Origin of the sequence: Acidisoma cellulosilyticum (assembly GCF_020621385.1) — a bacterium.
Classification (GTDB): Bacteria; Pseudomonadota; Alphaproteobacteria; order Acetobacterales; family Acetobacteraceae; genus Acidisoma; species Acidisoma cellulosilyticum.
In genome coordinates this window covers 571,470-589,293 of record NZ_JAESVA010000002.1, presented here as the reverse complement: position 1 = coordinate 589,293, position 17,824 = coordinate 571,470, and the positions used below count along the sequence as shown (strand labels likewise).

The following is a 17,824-nucleotide window of genomic DNA, read 5'->3' as shown; positions in this document are numbered from 1 at the left end:
GAGGCTTCAGCTGGGCGCATCCGGGGCAGGGTTCAATGCGGCGCCTGGTGCAGGGCCTGGATAAAGGCATAGGCGACGATCGGAATCGCGATCAGCACATAGATGCGGAGCAGATAAAGAAGCGTCAGCGCGAACCGGCTGAGCTTGGCGCGGGGCAAGGGCGCGAGCGCGCCATCGGGCCGGCGGGCGGTGATCATGGGATCGGGTGTCATGGCGGTATCTCCTTAGCCCAGACAGCCGGGGAAGACGGTGATCAGACCGTACAGCGCGCCGACCAGGGAGATGGCGACGACGATGGTGCCGCCGGCGATATTGGCGAGGGTGCCGTTCGCCAGCTTGCCCATGATCATGCGGTCGTTCACCAGCAGCAGCAGGAACAGCAAAGCGGGTGCCATCAGCAGTGTCGCGATGACATTGACCGTGAGTGTCATGGCGAGCAGGGGTGCGCCGGGTATCAGCACGACAGCGCCGGCCAAGACCGCCGAGACGATCGCGGCGCCATAGAACAGCTTGCCGTCACGGAAATTGAGATTGAGGCTGTGGCGCGCGGACAGCGTTTCGGCGAAGGCATAGGACGAACTGGTGGAAATCGTCATCGCCGCCACCAGCCCGGCCTCGATGATCCCAAGCGCGAACAGCGTCGCCCCGGTCGAGCCGATATAGGGGCGGAGCGCGGTCGCGAAATCGGCGCCGCTGGCGAAGTTCGAGATATCGACGTGATGGTGAAACAAGGGCGCTGTCGCGACGACGGTTGCGATGGCAGCGATGGCCGCGATCAGCGCGCCCATGGCGGTATCCATCCGGCCCTGTGGCAGATCGGCTTCCGTCAGCCCTTTGTCGACGACGGCGCTCTGCTGGAAGAAGACCATCCAGGGCGTCACCGTGGCACCGATATTGGCCAGGATGAGCGTCACGAAGGCGGTGCTGAAGCCGCCGGGCAGCGGCCCCCAATGGACCAGCGCATGGGTCAAGGCATGCCCATCCGGATGGGCGAAGAGGGCGGCCGGAATGAACAGCAGGTTGAAGCCCGCCAGCACCATCAACACCCGCTCCCAGGTCGCGTAGCGGCGCAGCCCCAGCGAGGCGATGATGGTGATGATGCCGAGCACCACCGACAGCCAGGCGGGCAGGCCGAAATAGAGGCCGCCGGCCTGGATGGCGATGAATTCCGTCACCAGCGTCAGCACATTGCCGAAGACGAGATCGGCCATGGCGAAATAGCCCCAGAAAGGGCCGAATCGCTGGAAGATCAGCTCGGCATGCCCACGTCCGGTCGCAATGCCCAGCCGCACCGTCATTTCCTGCACGATGTAGGACATGGCAAAGGTGGCCAGGATAAAGGGGACAAAGAAGCCGACGCCGTAGGTCGCGCCCGTGGTGGCGTAGGAGACCATGGACGGGCCGTCATTCTCGCCCAGCATGACCAGCACGCCAGGCCCGGCCAAAAGCCAGAGTAGACGCCAGCTGCGCCCGGCCGCCCGCGTGCGGAGAATATTCAGCCGATCCAGCGCACGCTGACGCTCATCGGCTGCCAGCGCCGCACCCGCTCCGGCGGGAGCGGTCTCGAATTCAGGCGCCTCACAGCTCATGCGAAACCCAGCCCATGCCAAACTCTCGCTACCGGATCTATCATCTCGCAAATGTAGCCAAGGGTACAATTCAGTCAATGGGCTTTGAGGTTGCGCCCCGGCATTGTCATGATGGCATAGCTCTAGATTGACCGGATGCCTGTTTGATCGGCTAGAAGAGGTCTCTGCTAACTGAGCGTGGTGAAGACGGCGTGGTTGACGACCCATCCGAAATTCCGGCGGACATGCCGGAGGAGCCGACCCAGGCGGAGCGTTTCGGCAAGGCGCGGTCCGCCCGCTCCGGCGTCGTGCAGGAAGACTATGTCGAGCTGATTGCGGATCTGATGGCCGCGCATGGCGAGGCGCGGGCGACCGACATCGCCAAGCGCATGGGCGTCACCCACCCGACGGCGCTGAAATGCATCGCGCGGTTGAAGCGGGAAGGGCTTGTCACCTCGCGCCCCTATCGCGGCATCTTTTTGACAGAGGCCGGGCAGGAACTGGCGCAGCGCGTGCGGGCCCGCCATCGGCTGATGGTCGAATTCCTCATTGCCATCGGTGTGCCGGAAGAGGCGGCGGAGGAAGACGCGGAGGGCATGGAGCATTATGCCTCCGAGGCGACTCTCGCGGCATTCAGCCGATTTCTGGCGGGTGATCCGCCGCGGAACTGAGCGCGAAAGGGTAGGGCTATCGCCTCTTTTTCGCCTTATTGTCACAACCCTGCGATGTCATCGATTCCGCAGCGCCGGGTTCTGCCCTGATCCTATATAAGCGCTCGGCTAGTTATTCGAGGGTCAGCCATGAAACCGCTGCAGGGCGTTCTGCTCGCCGCTTCCGCCGTCTGTCTGTTCGCAGCTTCCGCCCGCGCGGATAGTGATAAGGTTCTGGCGGATCATTGGATCGAGATCGGCGCCAAGAATGACGTCACGCGCTATATCGCGGCGTCCGCTTTGGTAAGGCAGGATCAGTATGCGGTGATCTGGCGCATGCAAAACTATGCGGCCGAGCGCGTCATCGACAAGCAACCGGTGCGCTCGATCAAGTATCAGGTCGAGTATAATTGTGCGTCCCACCAGCGACGCGGGCTTTATTACGAGATGTATTCTGGCCAGATGGGCACAGGCGACTTGATCGCGATGAGCTATGATCGCGATCATTGGCGCGCGCTGCCCGTCAATGCCTCCCATGCCTATCAACTGGCCTGTGGCACAGCAGCTGCGGCGCCGGCCGTCGTCGCCTCCGCCCCTTGATCCTCAGCCTGTAGACAGATCGCGTTGGATGGGTCGTTCTATCCCTTTCTGAGGAACGGAGACCGACCCATGCCGCATGCTGTCATCAAGATGTTTCCCGGGCGGGATCAGGCGCAAAAGGAAGCGCTTGCGCGCGCGATCAACGACGCCATCATCGCGACCCTTGGCAGCAAGCCGGAATCCGTCTCGGTCAGCATCGAGGATGTGACGCCCGAGACTTGGGGGCAGAGCGTCTATGGGCCGGAGATCGCGGATAAGCCGGAGACGCTGTTCATCAAGCCGGGCTACGCCGACCCTCGCTGATCCGCCGCCGACGCGCACGAGATCGTGTGTTGGAATGAAACGAAGCCGAACTAATATCGCGATCCGCGATCGACGCCACTGGCTATGTAAGCCGTCGTTTCTTTGAACCAGAGGCGGGGAGGGCCGCAAAACCTCCCCGCCCGCGGGACTGGCGAAAAAAGCGTATTCAATCCGCCCGTTGATTAGGTCTCGGGCAGCGCTGCCGCGTCAAAGAAGGTCATCTCCTGGTTGTTAATCAGGGCCTGGCTTCTTGACCAAGAGCAATTCTCACGTACGACTTTCGCGGGAACGCCGACGCATATCGAAAATTCTCCGACGTCGCGTGTGACCACTGCGCCGGAGCCGATCACCGACCCTCTGCCAATCTTGACGTCGGGCATGACAATGGAACGCCGTCCAACCCAAACATGTTCACCGAGGTGGATTTGGCTACGCCCGCTATTGATTATTTTTTTATCCGGTAAAGAGACGATGCCATGCTGGTCGTTGGACTGCAGCAGGATGTTATCTGAAAGCATGCAGTCGCGGCCAATGATGATATCTGAGTTATCAAGAACAATACGGGCTTGATTGCAAGTTGAATGATCTCCGACGACGAAATTAGAATTATTCCAAATGCAAATCTCTGAGTAAAAAGCATATCCGAAGCGCCCAATGAATATCTTATTGTTATGGCCGCCAACTTTTATTTGCGGGTCAGAGTGATTTTTCAACAGAACGATTTGGACATTTTCGCAGGGCCGATTAGGCCCAAGCCGGGAGATGACCGTTTTTCTGGCGGGGATCGGTGCGCTGGTATCCAGGAAGATTGTGCAGTCGCCACTAAAGGCGCCAACCACATCGACCCACCGGGATGCCTCGTTCAGGCGGACTTCTGAAAGTTCGACGTCGTCATTGTCGAGGATCGGGATATTGTCTAACGAAATATTCCAGGAATCCAGAATGTTGTGCGGCCTCATCCTGGTCCCCGAAATCTATTCTATAAGTCTGTCGAATTGTAACTGTGGCGATCACAACGCACAATAGGCCAGCAAAGCGGCGCATAAAACCTCAGCCTAATGACCGAAGCCAATGCCTTAAATCGGATCCAGCAGATTGTCTGATGCAGTCCACTAACCGACGAAAAATGGTGCTGCTGGAGGGGATTGAACTCTCGACCTCTCCCTTACCAAGGGAGTGCTCTACCACTGAGCTACAGCAGCGCCGGTGCGCGTGGCGCGCTTCATAGGGGGTCGCGACAAGCCACGCAACCCCCCTTGAAACAGGGCTTCAATCTTCGTCGCGGTCATCCTTGTCCTTGTCGCGATCAAAGACGCGCCGGGTCAGCGTGGCGGAGGGCAAGGTCGAACTCATGACCTCTCCCCGCTTTTTCAGAAGAATCCAGCCGACAGCGAGAATGATGGCAAGAACGGGGATCGAGCAGACGGTGACGGTGCCGTCCGGATAGTCGAAGGCCATGACGACGACGACGGCGGCCAGAAAAACGAGCGCGAGCCATGACGTGAAAGGCGCGAAGGGCATGCGGAAGGCGACGGGCTCGTTCTCGCCGCGATTGATCGAGGCGCGAAGCTTCATCTGGCAGACGACGATGAAGGCCCAGGTGCTCAGCACGCCGACCGAGGCGATGTTCAGCACCAGCTCGAAAACTTGGCTGGGCACCATGTAGTTCAGCACCACGCCGATCAGATAGACGATGACGGTGACGGCAATGCCCTTATAGGGCACGGCCTGGGCATTCAGGGCGGCCAGGCCGGTCGGCGCCGATCCGCCGATCGCCAGCGACCGCAGCACGCGCCCGGTGGAATAGAGGCCGGAATTGAGGCTGGAGAGGGCGGCGGTGATGACGATGATATTCATCACCGAGCCCGAGCCCGCGATTCCCAGCGTATGGAAGAAGGTCACGAAAGGGCTCTGCCCGGCGTGATAGGCGGTCCAGGGCAGCAGCAGCACCAGCAGCACGACCGAGCCGACATAGAACAGCGCGATACGCCAGATGACGCTGTTGATGGCGCGGGGCAGGATTTTGCGGGCGTCCGCCGCCTCGCCGGCCGCGACGCCCAGAATCTCCACGCCGGCATAAGCGAAGATGACGCCTTGGGTAATGACGACGGCCGGCAGCAGCCCGTGCGGGAAGATACCGCCGTTATGGGAAATCATGGCGAATCCGGGCGTATGCCCGCCGACATGAATACCCGCGCCGAGGACGACAACGCCGATGACGAGGAACAGGACCAAAGCCGCCACCTTCAGAATGGCGAACCAGAATTCCATCTCCCCGAACCATTTGACGCCGACCATATTGGTTGCCGTCACGATCACCAGGGCAATGAGGGCGAAGACCCATTGCGGCACGTCGCCGAAGGCGTGCCAATAATGCATGTAGAGCGCGACGGCGGTGATATCGACGATGCCGGTCATCGCCCAGTTCAGGAAGTAGAGCCAGCCCGCGACATAGGACGCCCGCTCGCCCAGGAATTCCCGCGAATACGAGACGAAACTGCCCGAGGTCGGGCGATGCATCACCAATTCGCCCAAGGCCCGCAAGATCAGGAAGGCGATGACGCCGCAGGCCAGATAGACGACGGCCAGCGCCGGGCCGGCGAGTTGCAGCCGCGCCCCGGCGCCGAGGAACAATCCGGTGCCGATGGCGCCGCCGATGGCGATCATCTGGATCTGCCGATTGCTGAGCCCGTGCTTCAGACCCGCCTCGGCGGCGTCGATACGAGCAATATGGTCTAAATGCTCCTTGCTGGCCGTCATATCGTCTCCGCTTTGCCTGAATACGGGTCTCTTGCCCTCACGATCTTGAGCTAAAGCTATTTCTTGAGCACAAACAATGAGGTATTGCGGCGGCGCAGCCGATCTCGCGCCTTGTTCATACTGTTTCGGGCTCGGCAGAAATTGACAAGCGCCGGGCGCCACGTCAGATCCCTGACCCGTGGACGACACCGACCCCTCTCTCCCGGTCTTGGGGCCTCACGCCCAGCGCGCGAAAGACAAGCGTGACGCTCAGCGTGCGGCGGCACTTCGCGCCAATCTGCGCCGCCGCAAGGTGCAGGAGCGTGGCCGGGATGAGGATGCGCAAGCTCAACCGGTGGATGACGGCGGCGCCGAACCACACAACGCATTTCCACATATTTCAGACTGAGCTAGAGGGAAGTATCGCGCGGCCTTGTCGTGCTCTCTCTTTTTTCTCGAGTCCCGGAGTCTCTTTCAATGTCCGTTCTGCCCGACCACGAGATCCGCCGCCTCGCGACCGAACGCGGCATGATCGATCCCTTTGTCGAAACCCAGAAGCGGGACGGCGTGGTCAGCTTCGGCCTCTCCTCCTACGGCTATGACGCGCGGGTGGCGGACGACTTCAAAGTCTTCACCAATGTCGATTCGGCGGTGGTCGACCCCAAGGCCTTCAACCCGTCCAGCTTCGTGGATCGCAAGGTGCCGGTCTGCATCATCCCGCCGAACAGCTTCGCGCTCGCCCATACGGTCGAGTATTTCCGTATTCCGCGCGACGTGCTGGTGATCTGCCTGGGCAAATCGACCTATGCCCGCTGCGGTATCATCGTGAACGTGACGCCGCTGGAACCCGAATGGGAAGGCCAGGTTACGATCGAGATCAGCAATACGACGCCGCTGCCGGCCAAGATCTATGCGGGCGAGGGCATCTGCCAGTTCCTGTTCCTGCGCGGCGAGGGCTCGCCGGAAGTGAGCTACGCCGATAAGGCCGGCAAATATATGGGGCAGCGCGGCGTCGCACTGCCCCGCATGTAATCGGCAGCAGCGGATAGAACGGCGCCTTTATGGATCGCATCAGGATAATCGGCGGGCAACCGCTGGCGGGTGACATTCCCATCGGGGGTGCCAAGAACGCGGCTTTGCCGTTGATGGCGGCGGGGCTGCTGACGGACGAACGGCTGGTGCTGACGCGCGTGCCGCGCCTCGCCGATATCGCGACCATGGCCGAGCTGCTGGCCGGCCACGGTATCGCGGTGGAACAGACCGATAGCGACGGCCGTGTGCTCTCGCTCGGCGGCGCCATCACCAATACCGAGGCGCCCTACGACATCGTGCGCAAGATGCGTGCCTCCATCCTCGTGCTTGGACCTTTGCTGGCCCGCTGCGGGGAAGCGCGGGTCTCGCTGCCTGGCGGCTGCGCCATCGGCACGCGCCCGGTCGATCTCCACCTCAAGGGGTTGGAGCAGATGGGCGCCATCATCGATCTGGAAGCGGGCTATGTCGTGGCTCGCGTCATCGGCCGGCTGAAGGGCGCGACCATCATCTTCCCCATGGTCTCGGTCGGTGCGACCGAAAACCTGCTGATGGCGGCAAGCCTCGCGGACGGTCAGACCGTGTTGCGCAATGCCGCGCGCGAGCCTGAGATCATCGACCTCTGCCATTGCCTCGTCGCCATGGGTGCCCGCATCGGCGGCATCGGCACGGGCGAGCTGGTGATCGAGGGGGTCGAGCGTCTGCATGGCGCGACCCATGCCATCATCCCGGACCGGATCGAGACCGGGACCTATGCCTGCGCGGTCGCCATGACCGGCGGCTCCGTCGTGCTGCGTGACGCCCGCATCGACCATCTCGGCGCGGTTGCGCGCGTGTTGGAGGAAGCTGGCATCGACGTTGCCGAAGTGCCCGGCGGCGTGCGCGTGCAGCGGCGCAACGGGCTGCACGGCGCGGATGTGATGACGGAACCCTATCCCGGCTTCCCGACCGATATGCAGGCGCAGTTCATGGCGCTGATGGCGGTGGCCAATGGCGCCTCCATGATCACCGAGTCGATCTTTGAGAACCGCTTCATGCATGTCTCGGAACTCACGCGCATGGGCGCGCGGGTGAATGTGCATGGCGCTTCCGCCATCGTGCGCGGCGTGCCGCAATTGGCCGGCGCGCAGGTGATGGCGACGGACCTGCGCGCGTCGTCATCGCTCATCCTCGCGGGGCTTGTCGCGAAGGGGGAGACCATCGTCAGCCGCGTCTATCACCTCGACCGCGGCTATGAGGATGTCGAGGGCAAGCTTTCGGCCGTCGGCGCGCGGATCGAGCGTATCCGCGAATAGCGGTTTCGTTCCTCGTCATCCGCGCCCGACTCTCTATCTCGTCGCCCGCGCAACAAGTGCGCGGGCGACAGTAAAGTCTAGCTGTTTAAACTCTGTCAGGTTTAGGTGGAAACGCCCCCAAATCTGTCGCCCGCGGCTTCATGCCGCGGGTCTACCCAGTTAGGCGCCAACACGGCGTCGGGGCGCCGCGCCGGGTAGGTCCGCGCAACGAGTGCGCGGATGACGCATTATCTATCAAAACCTTCCAGCCTAACCGACCGTCAGCAGTTCCTCGTAGAACCCGCCGATCTGACGGTCGCGATCGACCAGATGAATTTCCAGAATCCAATGCAGCGCGCGCCCGGCCTCGTCACGGTCGCGCAGCCGCGTCGTGCTGCCGGGCATGACATAGGACCCGATGCGGTCGCCCGGAATCAGCTCATAATGCGCTTTCGCTGATGCCGGGACGGACCAGCTCCCGCTCGATCACATCGAACAGGCTCGCGGCCTTTTCCTGCGCTGCAAGCAGGGAGGCCGCGCGGGCGGCATCGTCCGGGTGCGGTGTATCGGTCATCGGCGGCAAGGCTCCGGTTAAGGACGATCAGCAAACCGCAGCGGGCGAGCGCTGTCGATAGCCTGTGTGCTAGCGCTCGGGCCACCAGCCGTCCGCGCGGCGGGTGAAGCGCGGGGTCGTGAAGACATGGGCGATGGGGAAGGGATCGGCCGCCGGATCATGCGCGCCTTGGCGCATGGCGACGACCGCGCCCGCGACCGTCACATCGCAGGCAGCGAGAAGCTTGGCCACCGCCAACAGCGAGCGACCGGTGCTCGCGACATCATCCACGACCAGAACGCGCCGACCCGCGATGCGCGGCAGGATCAGCGGATCGATGAAAAGCTGCTTCTCGGCGTCCGGCGAGGTGATGGAGCTGATCGGCACCGATAGATCATCCCGGTACCAGAATTTGCGGGAATAGCCGAGCGGCACATAGTTCGGATGTCCCAGCGCGCGGGCGATGCCGGGCGCGAAGGTGAGGCCGAGGGTGGGCAGGCCCACGACCACATCCGGCTGAAAGCCGGCAGCCAGATCGGCCATCGCTTCCGTCAATTGGTCGATGACGGCAAAGCTCGCCTGATTGGCGATGAGCGAGGCGACGGCCTTGTCCTCCTGCGGCAATGGCCGGATCGGCAGGTCCAGCACCCTTTCGCCCAGCATGACGCTGTAGCGGTCGCCATAGGCCGGCCCGACCGCCGGTGCGGTCGAAAAATCCTGCCAAAAGCCTTCCATGACCTGCCCCGCCTGTCGCCAGCCCTCTGGCTATCAGGGCTCAGGCAGAACGTCGATGCCGATCCCGTCGAGCAGAATATGCTGCTGTCCCTGCGTGATCTTCAGCCCGGCGAACCCCGCCAGCTGCATCAACTTCAGCCCGCTGATCTCGGCGCCGCAGAGGTCCGCGCCGTCCAGCTTGGCGTCGGTCAGGATGGCCTGGAACAGATCGGCTTCCTGCAAAATCGCCCCCGTCAGATCGGCGGCGGAGAGGTCCGCCTCCCGCAGCCGGCTGCCGGTAAAATCGGCATGGAGCAACGATGCCTCGGCCAGATCCGCGAGTTCGAGATTGCAATGCCGGAAGGTCGCCTGGGTCTGCACCACCTTGCGGCTGAAGGCACGGCTGAAATCGACCTTCGTGAACTGCGCGCCGCGCATCTTGCAGTGCTCGAAGGCGATGGCGAAGAGATCGGATCGCTCGAATGTCGCGAAGGACAGGTCGCAGTTCGCGAACCGCGCCTGCCGCATCTCGCTCATGAAGAAGGCGGCGCCGCTCTCCGTCTGGCCCGGCGCGGTGAAGACGCAATCCGTGAACCGGGTATCGATCAGATTGGCGCGGGAGAAGCGAGCGCTGGGGAACTGGCAATGCACGAACGCAGCGCCCGCGATATTGGTATTGGTGAATTGGGCGTCCTCGAACCGGCAGCCCGAGAAGCGGGCAGCTTCGGCTTCGACATCCGCCCAATCGATGTCGGTGAAGATCGCGTCGGCGATGACCTTGCGATCCGCGAGTTGGGCTGCGAGCTTCGATCTGTCCAAAGCGAGCAATCCCTGCGGTTCCGGTAGGGGAAAGCTTAGCGCCCCCTTCTGACGCTCGCCATCACCGCAAGGCGAAGCGCTTGACGCTGTGGCTGGCGCTCAGCGGCTCGGGCAGATAGCGCAGCAACAATGCGTGCCATTCCAGCGGCGGGGCCGCGATTCGATGGCCTGTGCTGACGTGGGAGGAGAAGGCATCCGCCATCAGGGCCGTGCGGCCGGTGGGCGTCGCCTCTGCGGTCTCTGGGGTCTGGATGCGCGTTTTCATGACCCTAGATTGCCCCGGCGACCATGACATCGCTGTGGCCGAACTATGTCTAAATGTTGAGACGGCGTCTCAGCACGCAGACGTTAGTCGTTGATACAATTGGAAATATGAAAAACGGAAATGGTGGAGCTGAGGGGAATCGAACCCCTGACCTCGTCATTGCGAACGACGCGCTCTACCAACTGAGCTACAGCCCCATTCCCGTGGGCGGGTTAATGCTTGCGTTGCCGTTCGGTGTCAAGCACGCCACCGCGCTCCTCAGTTGCATGGCTGATTGGCGGCGGTTAGGTTCCGGCCTCGCACGGAGAAGGGCTTCCATGGACCCCGTACTGAATACGGTTGTTTGGCTCATACAGAAGGTGATCAGCCTCTATATCTGGGCGATCATTCTGGCAGCGCTGTTCAGCATGCTGGCATCGTTCGGGGTTATCGATACCCGCAACAGGATGGTCTGGACGGTCATGGATTTCCTGGACCGGGTGACGACGCCGATCCTCAGGCCGATTCGCCGGGTCATTCCCTATCTGGGCAATATCGACATCAGCCCCCTGATCGCGATCCTTCTATTGGAAGGTCTGCAGCGGCTGATCTCGATGGTCTATATTCGGGCGATGATGGGTGGCTACTGACGGCAGCCTTAGAGACCGCGCTCGCGCTTGATGCGGTCCCAGGCCGCATTGATGCGGGCGGCGCGCTCCGTCGCACGGGCGACGAATTCCGGCGGCACGCCGCGGGACGCCAGGCTGTCGGGGTGGTTTTCCCGCATCAGCTTCTTGCGGGCCTCGCGCAATTCCTCATTCGTGGCGGCGCGGGTCAAGCCAAGCTCGGCATAGGCATCGCCTTCGTCCGAGCCGCGAGCGGCGCGGCTTTGATTGTTCATCGCCTGATCCCAGGCGAAGCGGTCCAGCCGCAGCAGGCGATGGACCTCCGCCAGGTAGCGCGTCTCGGCCGCATTCACCGGGCCGTCGGCACGGGCGATGACAAACAGCGAACGCAGCACTTCATCGAGCACGACGCGGTTGTCGTCGAAGGCCAGCGCCAGTTCCTCGGCGAAGGGTTCGAAACCCTGGGCGGAGGACCGCGCTTCGTCGAACAGTCGCCCGACCAGCGGCACATTCTGCGGCGGCACATGAAAGGCGCGCTTGAAGGCGTCGATCTCCAGCCGGTTCACCGGGCCGTCGCATTTCGCGAGCTTGGCCGAGAGGCTGACGGCGGCGATCGCAAAAAGCTGATCGCGCTGGCCGAGCATGGCAGCGAGTCGGGCGGAATTGAGCGGCGCGGAGGCCGCGCCGAATCGGGTTCCGGCGAAGCCTCTCAGGCCTTTTTGGATTTGCGGAATGGCGCCCGAATCGGCCGCATGGCCGAGTGCGGCGCCCATAATGGCGCCGGCAGGACCGCCGACGGCGAAGCCCGCGACGCCGCCGATGATCTTTCCCCAAAGCATGGCGGAGGTCTAACACGCTGCGCGCGGGAGGGCGATATCAACAAGTGGCGGGGCGCAGATGAATAACCGCCTGTTCGCGGATGCCGGTCGCCAGTATGACGAGACCTTCTGCAGCGGCGCTGATGCCGGGCCAGGATTGCATGGGACGGCTTCGGTTCAAGGACATATGACGCATCACGTTATGACGCATGAGGCAGGCCGGACGTGAGAGCGCCTGCGCCTTTGACCCCGCGTGAGCCTCGTCGCCCGCACCACGCGCCGCGGCTGGCGCGACGCTCGCGGCGCGGTCGCCTATTCGGCCTCGTCGTGGTGGCGCTGGGGCTGCTGTTTGCCCTGCTGTGGTTCGGTCCGCGCCTCGCCGATTGGAGCGCCCATCGCGCCGCCGTGCAGGCCGTCGCCAGCGAAATCCTGGGCCGCGACGTGCAGATCAACGGCGAGATTCATCTTATTCTGCTGCCGCAGCCTTCCATCACCGCCGAACAGGTGAAGGTCAATGACGGCGGTGACGGCGTGCGCATGACGACAGGGTCGCTGGTGCTGAACCTGTCGCTCGGCGCCTTGGTTACGGGTCGTATCGCCGTCACCCATGTCGAGCTGGACAGGCCGGATATCCGGCTGCCTTGGCCCTTGCCGGGCGGGCCGGATGCGATCGAGCCGCCGCCTTGGCTGGCCGCATTATCGGCCGATGTCACCCACGGTACCTTCACCTTCGGCACGCTGCGCGTGACGGACGCGGATTTTTCCGTCGTCACCGGCGGCGCGGATGACGCCTTGGCGGTGGACGGGACAGCGAAAGCCGGCGGCCGGCCCTGGCAGGTCGATATGCATTTGTCCTGGCCCTCGTCGGACGGCAATGCCGGGGTCCATCTGACGCTGGCGACCACGGCCGCGCCCGATACCAAGCTCGACCTCAAAGGCATGCTCAACGAGGATGGGCAGCTGTCCGGTCAGTTTACCGCGCATGGTGCCGATCTCTCGGCCTTCGTCGCCGCCCCGCCGGTCGGCTTCGACGGGCAAGGTCAACTGCTGGCTGACGGGCTCACGATTCATCTGATGGATGTCGCGGCGACGCTCGGCAGCATGGCCACGACCGGCGACGTGCTGCTGCGGCTGGATGGACCGAAGGCCGCCAGAACCTCGACCCCACGGCTGTCCGTCGATCTGCATACGCCGCAGCTGAATTTGGCGCCCTGGCTGAAGGCATTTCCGGCCGCCAGCAGCCATGGCCTGCCGCTCACGCTCTCGCTCGACGCCGACGCCGCCATGTATGGGGACGGGCTGCTGCGTCATTTCGGCGTCAAGCTCTCGACCTCGCCGACGCGGCTGAGGCTCGATGCATTGACGGCCGTTTTGCCGGGCGAGGCCGGGCTGTCGCTGACCGGCTATTATGATCCCCAGGGTCTTGGTTTCAGCGGCCGCGTGCAGCTGTCGGCGCCGTCGCCTTTGGTGACCTTGCATTGGCTGGCCCAGACCGGGCTCTTGCCCGATCTTTCGAACGCCTTGTCCGGGCTGAACTCTCTGGCCATCGACTCGCGCCTGGACGCGATACCCGGCCAGATTGCCTTGACCGAGATCGACGGCTTGATGAACGACACCACCATGACCGGCGGCATGGTGCTGACCACGGGCAAGCCCGCGCATATCTCGGCCGGCCTGTCATTCGCGCGCATCGACCTCGGTCAATGGTTGCCCGCCGCCTGGCTGATCGACCCGCCGCGACCCGATGCGCTGGCCCGCCAGTTGTACGGAATAAATGCCGATCTGCAGCTTTCGGCCGATGAGGTCTGGGTCGGCGGCGACCGGCTGGATCATGCGCTGCTGGATGCGGCGATCGACAATGGCGCCCTCAATCTACGGCAATTTGCGGCCCAGGATGACGGGATGCAGATTTTGTCCTCCGGCGCGATGGATGCGAAGGGGACGATCGCCAGCGGACGCCTGGTGCTGACAGCCCCGCACGCGACCCCCATCGTCGATCTGCTGCCGGCACCCCTGCGCGATCTCAATACCGATGTCTGGTCGCAGCCGCTGACCACGACCGTCACGGCCTCCGGTCCGACGGCGGCTTTGGCGCTCAACCTGCAAGGCAGCCTTGGCGATCTTGGCTTCTCGGCCCAGCCGGTGCTGGATTTAGTGCATGATCGCTGGCAGGGCGCGGTGACCTTGCAGCACCCAAGTGCGCGGCGGCTGATGACGGCGCTGGGCTTCGGCCAGTCTGAGAATTGGCTGGGGGAGGGCTCGCTCTCCGTCGTCGCCAACGCCGCCTCCGACGGCGTCAATTGGAGCATCAGCCCGCTGACGTTCAGCGCTGGTCTGATCCATGGTAGCGGCCATCTCGCGCATCAGGTGCAAGGACCGCCCGAGGAGCGTCGGGTCACCGGTGCGCTGGACTTCGCCTCTCTGCCCTTGCCGCATCCCGATACCGAGGATCCGCTGCCGCTGGATCTGTTTCAGGGCTGGAACGCGACCTTGGATGTCTCGGTCGGCGCCATTACCGACGATCTCACCCCCATCGCCCGTGCGATCAGGGCCAATCTCGATGTCTCCGACGGCGTGCTCAGGCTGGCCTTGGAGCGGGCGTCTTTCCTGGGCGGCAATGCCTTCGGCGCCGTGAAACTGACCATGGCCGATCCGCCGCAGGCCGAGGCCGATCTGGGGTTGCAGGCTGCGCAAGTCGGCCAGGTCGGGGCATTGCCGAGCTGGGTGCCGGACGGGTCCAAGGTCAAGAATTTGAGCGGGCAGCTGACGCTTACGGCGCACGGCTATAGCCTGGCCTCCTGGCTCGCGAGTCTCGCAGGGAAATTTGGCTTCACCGCCGGCTCGGGCAGCCTGCCGGGCCTGACCTTGGCGGCCGCCGGCACCAAGCCCGCTCTATCCGAGGCGGCACTCAGCAAAGCGCTGTTCCAGGGCGCCACGCCCTTCGATCAAGCGACAGGCGTGGCGACACTCAGCCAGGGCGAGCTGGCGATCGACAGTTTCGGGATATCGGGTAGCGCCGGCACCTTGGACGCGGCCGGGCAGGTCGATCTGGTGCGCGGTGTCTGCAATCTGGATCTCACCCTCAAGCCTGCCGGTGCCGCGCCTGCGGCGGCCGTGCTGCGTGGACCCTTGCGTGACCCGGCAGCCTGGATGGTCGGCACCCCTCCCGGCTAAGGGCAAACCCGGCTAAGCGTCCCGCTCCGCGGCGTCGCGCAAGGCCCGCAGACGCAAGGCGGAGGCGAGGGGGCTTGCCTCGGCGCGGTCGGCATCCACGGAAATGATCAGGGCTGCCAGCGTGTCTCCCCGCCGTTGGGCCGTCCGCTCCAGCACCGCCCAGAATTCCGCCTCCAGCGCGACCGATGTCCGGTGGCCCGCGATGCTGAAGCTTTTTTTAATCAACATACCGCAATGAAATCCGCTAGATGACAGTGCTATGAACAGGGGTGACATCGCCTGTCTATCATTCGTTGAAGGATGTATTGACCGAAGCAGGAATCGGACAATCTGATCCTTGTCCCGGACAGAGCTCCCGGGCTTGGGGAGTGTTTTCTGCCTTCGGATTGCAGGCGCGATGATCTTTCGTGACGATTTGGTAAATAGCGGGTCGATCTCGCACATTCTTCACAAATGACATCAAAAAAGACCAATAGATGATTGGTCACAAATAGTTTTCTTTTACAATTCGCGACCCGCGATTAAATCCTCGTCAAGCAGAACAGGCCCATTTGAGGCTGTATCTGCGGAGTTGGATTTCGCCAGGAGACTAGGGTGAAACAGTCTTACGTGATTGAGGTCGACGGCGTGTTTGTGGGTGCCGCGGCCTTCTATGGCGACAGCTATCGATTTGTCGGGGTTCACTCCCGTCTCAAGGAATTGGACGGGCAGCGTTTCGCGGATCTCTCCCTGGTGCGGGAAGCCGCCAGCCGCACCTATCGTCTTGCGCCGCTGACCTCACGGATGAAAACCAGCAATATTTCCATTTTGGCTGCCTGAAAGATCCAGGCGCGGCATGCGGCTGCTTAATGCAGCCGCGAATTCTGATGCGGGCTGTCGAGACTGAAGGCCGGGATGGCGACCTCGAAACCGTCGCCCGTGGCCGGCACCACCATCTCATAACTACCGGCCATGAAGCCCGTGGGCGTGTCGAGCGGCGTGCCGGATGTGTATTCGAAGCTCTCACCGGGATCGAGCACCGGCTGTTCTCCCACCACGCCATCGCCATGCACGCGTTGGATCCGGCCGGCGGCATTGGTGATGCGCCAGCTGCGCCTGAGCAATTGCACCGTCTGCTGGCTCTGATTTTCAATCGTCACCCGATAGGCCCAGACGAAGCGACCTTCGTCGGGTTGAGACTGATCATCGAGATAGAAAGCGCGAACGGTAACGCGGATGCCCCGCGTGATTTCGATATAGGCGTCAGTCATGGCGTCCCGCCCTTTAAGCGGTCCTTCTCGGGCGTGGTGTTGGGCTGCCCTTAGGCTGCCCGGAAGCGCAGCCTACGCCGCCCGATGAGGGGCGGCAATCTCAAGCCTTGGCCCACCGGGCAGACCCGCCCGATGGGAAGATTGTCCGGTCTTATCAGACGGCTAGAGTTTGTCTGATTTTAACTGAAGTTTGTCCCTAATATCGTCATGCCCGACCCCAGAGCCGGGCATCCATTCGTTGGGGCGCCCAAGGACTGGATGACCGGGTCAAGCCCGGCCATGACGGGGCAGGGGTCGTTTCCACCTAAACCTGACGGACTCTAATCAGGCCGCGATACGCTGCCGCCCGGCGGCAATTTCGGTGATCTCGGCGGCCGGCCGCTCCCCGGTAATGGCCTGGGCCGCAAGCTCTCCGGTTAGCGCGCCCAGCTTGAAGCCATGGCCGGAACAGGCACTGATCAGCCAGCCCTTCGGTCCCAGCGGCTTCTGGATGAAATGCTCATCCTCGGTCACGGTATAGAAGCAGGCCTTACGTTCCAGGATCTGGTAGCCCTCGTAATTGCGCAGCACCTTCGGCAGCACGCGCATCAGCCGCGCCACATCCTCGTCGGTCGCGCGGCGATCCTCATCCGCGTCGCCGCGGCGGGTGAAGACGTGATCGCCGATCTTCAGGCGCATGCCACGGCGCGGCGGCAGCACGTAGCAGCTGGTCTCGTCGCCCAGATCGGCCATCACGCCGGCTTCGCGCCAGGCATCCGTCAGTTCGGGCGGCGGGGCCAGGAAGATGACGGCCTGACGCGACGGCATGGCGTCCTGGCGGAGTTCCGGCACCAGCTTGTCCGCCCAAGCACCGGCCGCGACCACGACATAGTCGCCGGTAAAGGTCTTGCCGTTCGCGGTGAGGCTGCCCTTTTCGGCGTCGATCGCGCTGACCTGATGCAAGGCATGGAAGGTCACGCCATGCGCACCCAGGAAGTTCACCAGCCCGCGCACGATGCGGTAGGGGAACAGCATGCCGGCGCCGTCCGTCTCCACCACCCGCGTCACCGTCTCCAGATTGAACATCGGAAACCGGTGCTCGGCCTTGGCCAGCGGAATATCGCGGTAGCGGACGCCCATTTCCGTCAGAGCGGTGGAGGTCCCGTGATACCAGGGCGTCTCCTCATGGATGAAATAGGTCGCCCCCGTCGGCTCGTAATGCGTGGCGCCCAGATCCTTCCAAAGCCGGTCCCACATCTTGAAGGCATAGGGCATCAGATGGGCATAGCCCTCGAACTCGCCGTAAGCATGGCGGGTAATGCGATGCTCGTCCCAGGAGGAGCTGATCGGATTGGGGATCGGCCCCCGGTCGAAAATTTCGACATCGTAACCGCGCCGCTTCAGGTTCCACGCGGTCGAAAGACCCGCGATGCCCGCACCGACGATCAGAACCTTACCCTTGGCGGCCATTGCCTTCGTCCCTC

General features: G+C 63.1%; 23 protein-coding genes and 2 tRNA genes. 10 read left to right on the top strand and 15 right to left on the bottom strand.

The window, feature by feature from the left end; all coding sequences use genetic code 11:
• Nucleotides 1-32: 32 nt before the first annotated feature.
• Nucleotides 33-212, bottom strand: coding sequence for a hypothetical protein (locus tag ACELLULO517_RS07150; protein ID WP_227306611.1), 180 nt, complete (start codon nucleotides 210-212; stop codon nucleotides 33-35).
• 12 nt (nucleotides 213-224) lie between these two features.
• Nucleotides 225-1,589: an NRAMP family divalent metal transporter gene (locus ACELLULO517_RS07145; protein WP_227306610.1), complete on the bottom strand. Its 1,365-nt coding sequence runs from the start codon at nucleotides 1,587-1,589 to the stop codon at nucleotides 225-227.
• Nucleotides 1,590-1,813: 224 nt separating this feature from the next.
• Here ACELLULO517_RS07145 and mntR point away from each other — a divergent pair, with 224 nt between their 5' ends.
• The 3 genes from mntR to ACELLULO517_RS07130 all read left to right on the top strand — a co-directional run bounded on the left by mntR (nucleotide 1,814) and on the right by ACELLULO517_RS07130 (nucleotide 3,121).
• Complete coding sequence (gene mntR / locus ACELLULO517_RS07140; protein WP_227306923.1) at nucleotides 1,814-2,239, top strand: manganese-binding transcriptional regulator MntR; 426 nt, start codon at nucleotides 1,814-1,816, stop codon at nucleotides 2,237-2,239.
• Nucleotides 2,240-2,368: 129 nt separating this feature from the next.
• Nucleotides 2,369-2,818, top strand: a complete 450-nt coding sequence (locus tag ACELLULO517_RS07135; protein WP_227306609.1) for a surface-adhesin E family protein — start codon at nucleotides 2,369-2,371, stop codon at nucleotides 2,816-2,818.
• 69 nt (nucleotides 2,819-2,887) lie between these two features.
• Nucleotides 2,888-3,121: a tautomerase family protein gene (locus ACELLULO517_RS07130; RefSeq protein ID WP_227306608.1), complete on the top strand. Its 234-nt coding sequence runs from the start codon at nucleotides 2,888-2,890 to the stop codon at nucleotides 3,119-3,121.
• A 182-nt stretch (nucleotides 3,122-3,303) separates the two neighbouring features.
• Here the strand turns inward: ACELLULO517_RS07130 and ACELLULO517_RS07125 are convergent, their stop codons facing one another.
• The 3 genes from ACELLULO517_RS07125 to ACELLULO517_RS07115 all read right to left on the bottom strand — a co-directional run bounded on the left by ACELLULO517_RS07125 (nucleotide 3,304) and on the right by ACELLULO517_RS07115 (nucleotide 5,881).
• Nucleotides 3,304-4,080 carry an acyltransferase gene (locus tag ACELLULO517_RS07125; protein ID WP_227306607.1) on the bottom strand — a complete coding sequence of 259 codons (777 nt, stop codon included), beginning with the start codon at nucleotides 4,078-4,080 and terminating at the stop codon, nucleotides 3,304-3,306.
• 168 nt (nucleotides 4,081-4,248) lie between these two features.
• Nucleotides 4,249-4,323, bottom strand: a tRNA-Thr gene (locus ACELLULO517_RS07120).
• Nucleotides 4,324-4,390: 67 nt separating this feature from the next.
• Nucleotides 4,391-5,881, bottom strand: coding sequence for an amino acid permease (locus tag ACELLULO517_RS07115; protein WP_227306606.1), 1,491 nt, complete (start codon nucleotides 5,879-5,881; stop codon nucleotides 4,391-4,393).
• Nucleotides 5,882-6,059: 178 nt separating this feature from the next.
• Between ACELLULO517_RS07115 and ACELLULO517_RS07110 the strand changes: the two genes are divergently transcribed.
• From ACELLULO517_RS07110 to murA, 3 genes are all read left to right on the top strand, one after another.
• A complete protein-coding gene (locus ACELLULO517_RS07110) occupies nucleotides 6,060-6,269 on the top strand; it encodes a hypothetical protein (protein ID WP_227306605.1) in 210 nt (69 codons plus the stop codon).
• Nucleotides 6,270-6,337: 68 nt separating this feature from the next.
• Nucleotides 6,338-6,892, top strand: a complete 555-nt coding sequence (gene dcd / locus ACELLULO517_RS07105) for a dCTP deaminase (protein ID WP_227306604.1) — start codon at nucleotides 6,338-6,340, stop codon at nucleotides 6,890-6,892.
• 29 nt (nucleotides 6,893-6,921) lie between these two features.
• The gene (gene murA, locus ACELLULO517_RS07100; RefSeq protein WP_227306603.1) at nucleotides 6,922-8,184 is read left to right on the top strand and encodes a UDP-N-acetylglucosamine 1-carboxyvinyltransferase; all 1,263 of its coding nucleotides are present in this window, start codon (nucleotides 6,922-6,924) and stop codon (nucleotides 8,182-8,184) included.
• Nucleotides 8,185-8,433: 249 nt separating this feature from the next.
• Here murA and ACELLULO517_RS28575 read toward each other — a convergent pair whose 3' ends face one another.
• From ACELLULO517_RS28575 to ACELLULO517_RS07080, 6 genes are all read right to left on the bottom strand, one after another.
• Nucleotides 8,434-8,568: a hypothetical protein gene (locus tag ACELLULO517_RS28575; protein ID WP_264481370.1), complete on the bottom strand. Its 135-nt coding sequence runs from the start codon at nucleotides 8,566-8,568 to the stop codon at nucleotides 8,434-8,436.
• Between the two features lie 34 nt (nucleotides 8,569-8,602).
• Nucleotides 8,603-8,737, bottom strand: coding sequence for a hypothetical protein (locus ACELLULO517_RS28570; protein ID WP_264481369.1), 135 nt, complete (start codon nucleotides 8,735-8,737; stop codon nucleotides 8,603-8,605).
• Between the two features lie 69 nt (nucleotides 8,738-8,806).
• Nucleotides 8,807-9,451, bottom strand: a complete 645-nt coding sequence (locus tag ACELLULO517_RS07095) for a phosphoribosyltransferase (protein ID WP_227306602.1) — start codon at nucleotides 9,449-9,451, stop codon at nucleotides 8,807-8,809.
• Nucleotides 9,452-9,484: 33 nt separating this feature from the next.
• On the bottom strand, nucleotides 9,485-10,249 hold the full coding sequence (locus ACELLULO517_RS07090) for a pentapeptide repeat-containing protein (RefSeq protein ID WP_227306601.1): 765 nt from the start codon (nucleotides 10,247-10,249) through the stop codon (nucleotides 9,485-9,487).
• Between the two features lie 61 nt (nucleotides 10,250-10,310).
• Nucleotides 10,311-10,514 carry a hypothetical protein gene (locus ACELLULO517_RS07085; protein ID WP_227306600.1) on the bottom strand — a complete coding sequence of 68 codons (204 nt, stop codon included), beginning with the start codon at nucleotides 10,512-10,514 and terminating at the stop codon, nucleotides 10,311-10,313.
• Between the two features lie 121 nt (nucleotides 10,515-10,635).
• Nucleotides 10,636-10,711, bottom strand: a tRNA-Ala gene (locus ACELLULO517_RS07080).
• 120 nt (nucleotides 10,712-10,831) lie between these two features.
• On the opposite strand from ACELLULO517_RS07080, the gene ACELLULO517_RS07075 reads away from it, so the two are divergent.
• Nucleotides 10,832-11,143 (top strand): YggT family protein, encoded by a 312-nt coding sequence (locus tag ACELLULO517_RS07075; RefSeq protein WP_227306599.1) that lies wholly within the window; start codon nucleotides 10,832-10,834, stop codon nucleotides 11,141-11,143.
• 8 nt (nucleotides 11,144-11,151) lie between these two features.
• Here the strand turns inward: ACELLULO517_RS07075 and ACELLULO517_RS07070 are convergent, their stop codons facing one another.
• The gene (locus ACELLULO517_RS07070; RefSeq protein ID WP_227306598.1) at nucleotides 11,152-11,958 is read right to left on the bottom strand and encodes a TerB family tellurite resistance protein; all 807 of its coding nucleotides are present in this window, start codon (nucleotides 11,956-11,958) and stop codon (nucleotides 11,152-11,154) included.
• Nucleotides 11,959-12,016: 58 nt separating this feature from the next.
• On the opposite strand from ACELLULO517_RS07070, the gene ACELLULO517_RS07065 reads away from it, so the two are divergent.
• On the top strand, nucleotides 12,017-12,166 hold the full coding sequence (locus tag ACELLULO517_RS07065; RefSeq protein WP_227306597.1) for a hypothetical protein: 150 nt from the start codon (nucleotides 12,017-12,019) through the stop codon (nucleotides 12,164-12,166).
• Complete coding sequence (locus tag ACELLULO517_RS07060; protein ID WP_227306596.1) at nucleotides 12,163-15,111, top strand: AsmA family protein; 2,949 nt, start codon at nucleotides 12,163-12,165, stop codon at nucleotides 15,109-15,111. The genes ACELLULO517_RS07065 and ACELLULO517_RS07060 overlap by 4 nt, the downstream gene beginning before the upstream one ends.
• A gap of 12 nt (nucleotides 15,112-15,123) precedes the next feature.
• Here ACELLULO517_RS07060 and ACELLULO517_RS07055 read toward each other — a convergent pair whose 3' ends face one another.
• Nucleotides 15,124-15,339, bottom strand: a complete 216-nt coding sequence (locus tag ACELLULO517_RS07055; RefSeq protein WP_227306595.1) for a ribbon-helix-helix domain-containing protein — start codon at nucleotides 15,337-15,339, stop codon at nucleotides 15,124-15,126.
• A gap of 366 nt (nucleotides 15,340-15,705) precedes the next feature.
• Between ACELLULO517_RS07055 and ACELLULO517_RS07050 the strand changes: the two genes are divergently transcribed.
• Nucleotides 15,706-15,930, top strand: coding sequence for a hypothetical protein (locus tag ACELLULO517_RS07050; RefSeq protein WP_227306594.1), 225 nt, complete (start codon nucleotides 15,706-15,708; stop codon nucleotides 15,928-15,930).
• A gap of 26 nt (nucleotides 15,931-15,956) precedes the next feature.
• Here ACELLULO517_RS07050 and apaG read toward each other — a convergent pair whose 3' ends face one another.
• Both apaG and ACELLULO517_RS07040 read right to left on the bottom strand, forming a co-directional pair.
• Entirely contained in the window at nucleotides 15,957-16,361 is a 405-nt protein-coding gene (apaG, locus tag ACELLULO517_RS07045; RefSeq protein ID WP_227306593.1) for a Co2+/Mg2+ efflux protein ApaG, read from the bottom strand.
• Nucleotides 16,362-16,685: 324 nt separating this feature from the next.
• The gene (locus ACELLULO517_RS07040) at nucleotides 16,686-17,810 is read right to left on the bottom strand and encodes an NAD(P)/FAD-dependent oxidoreductase (RefSeq protein WP_227306592.1); all 1,125 of its coding nucleotides are present in this window, start codon (nucleotides 17,808-17,810) and stop codon (nucleotides 16,686-16,688) included.
• Nucleotides 17,811-17,824 lie beyond the last annotated feature (14 nt).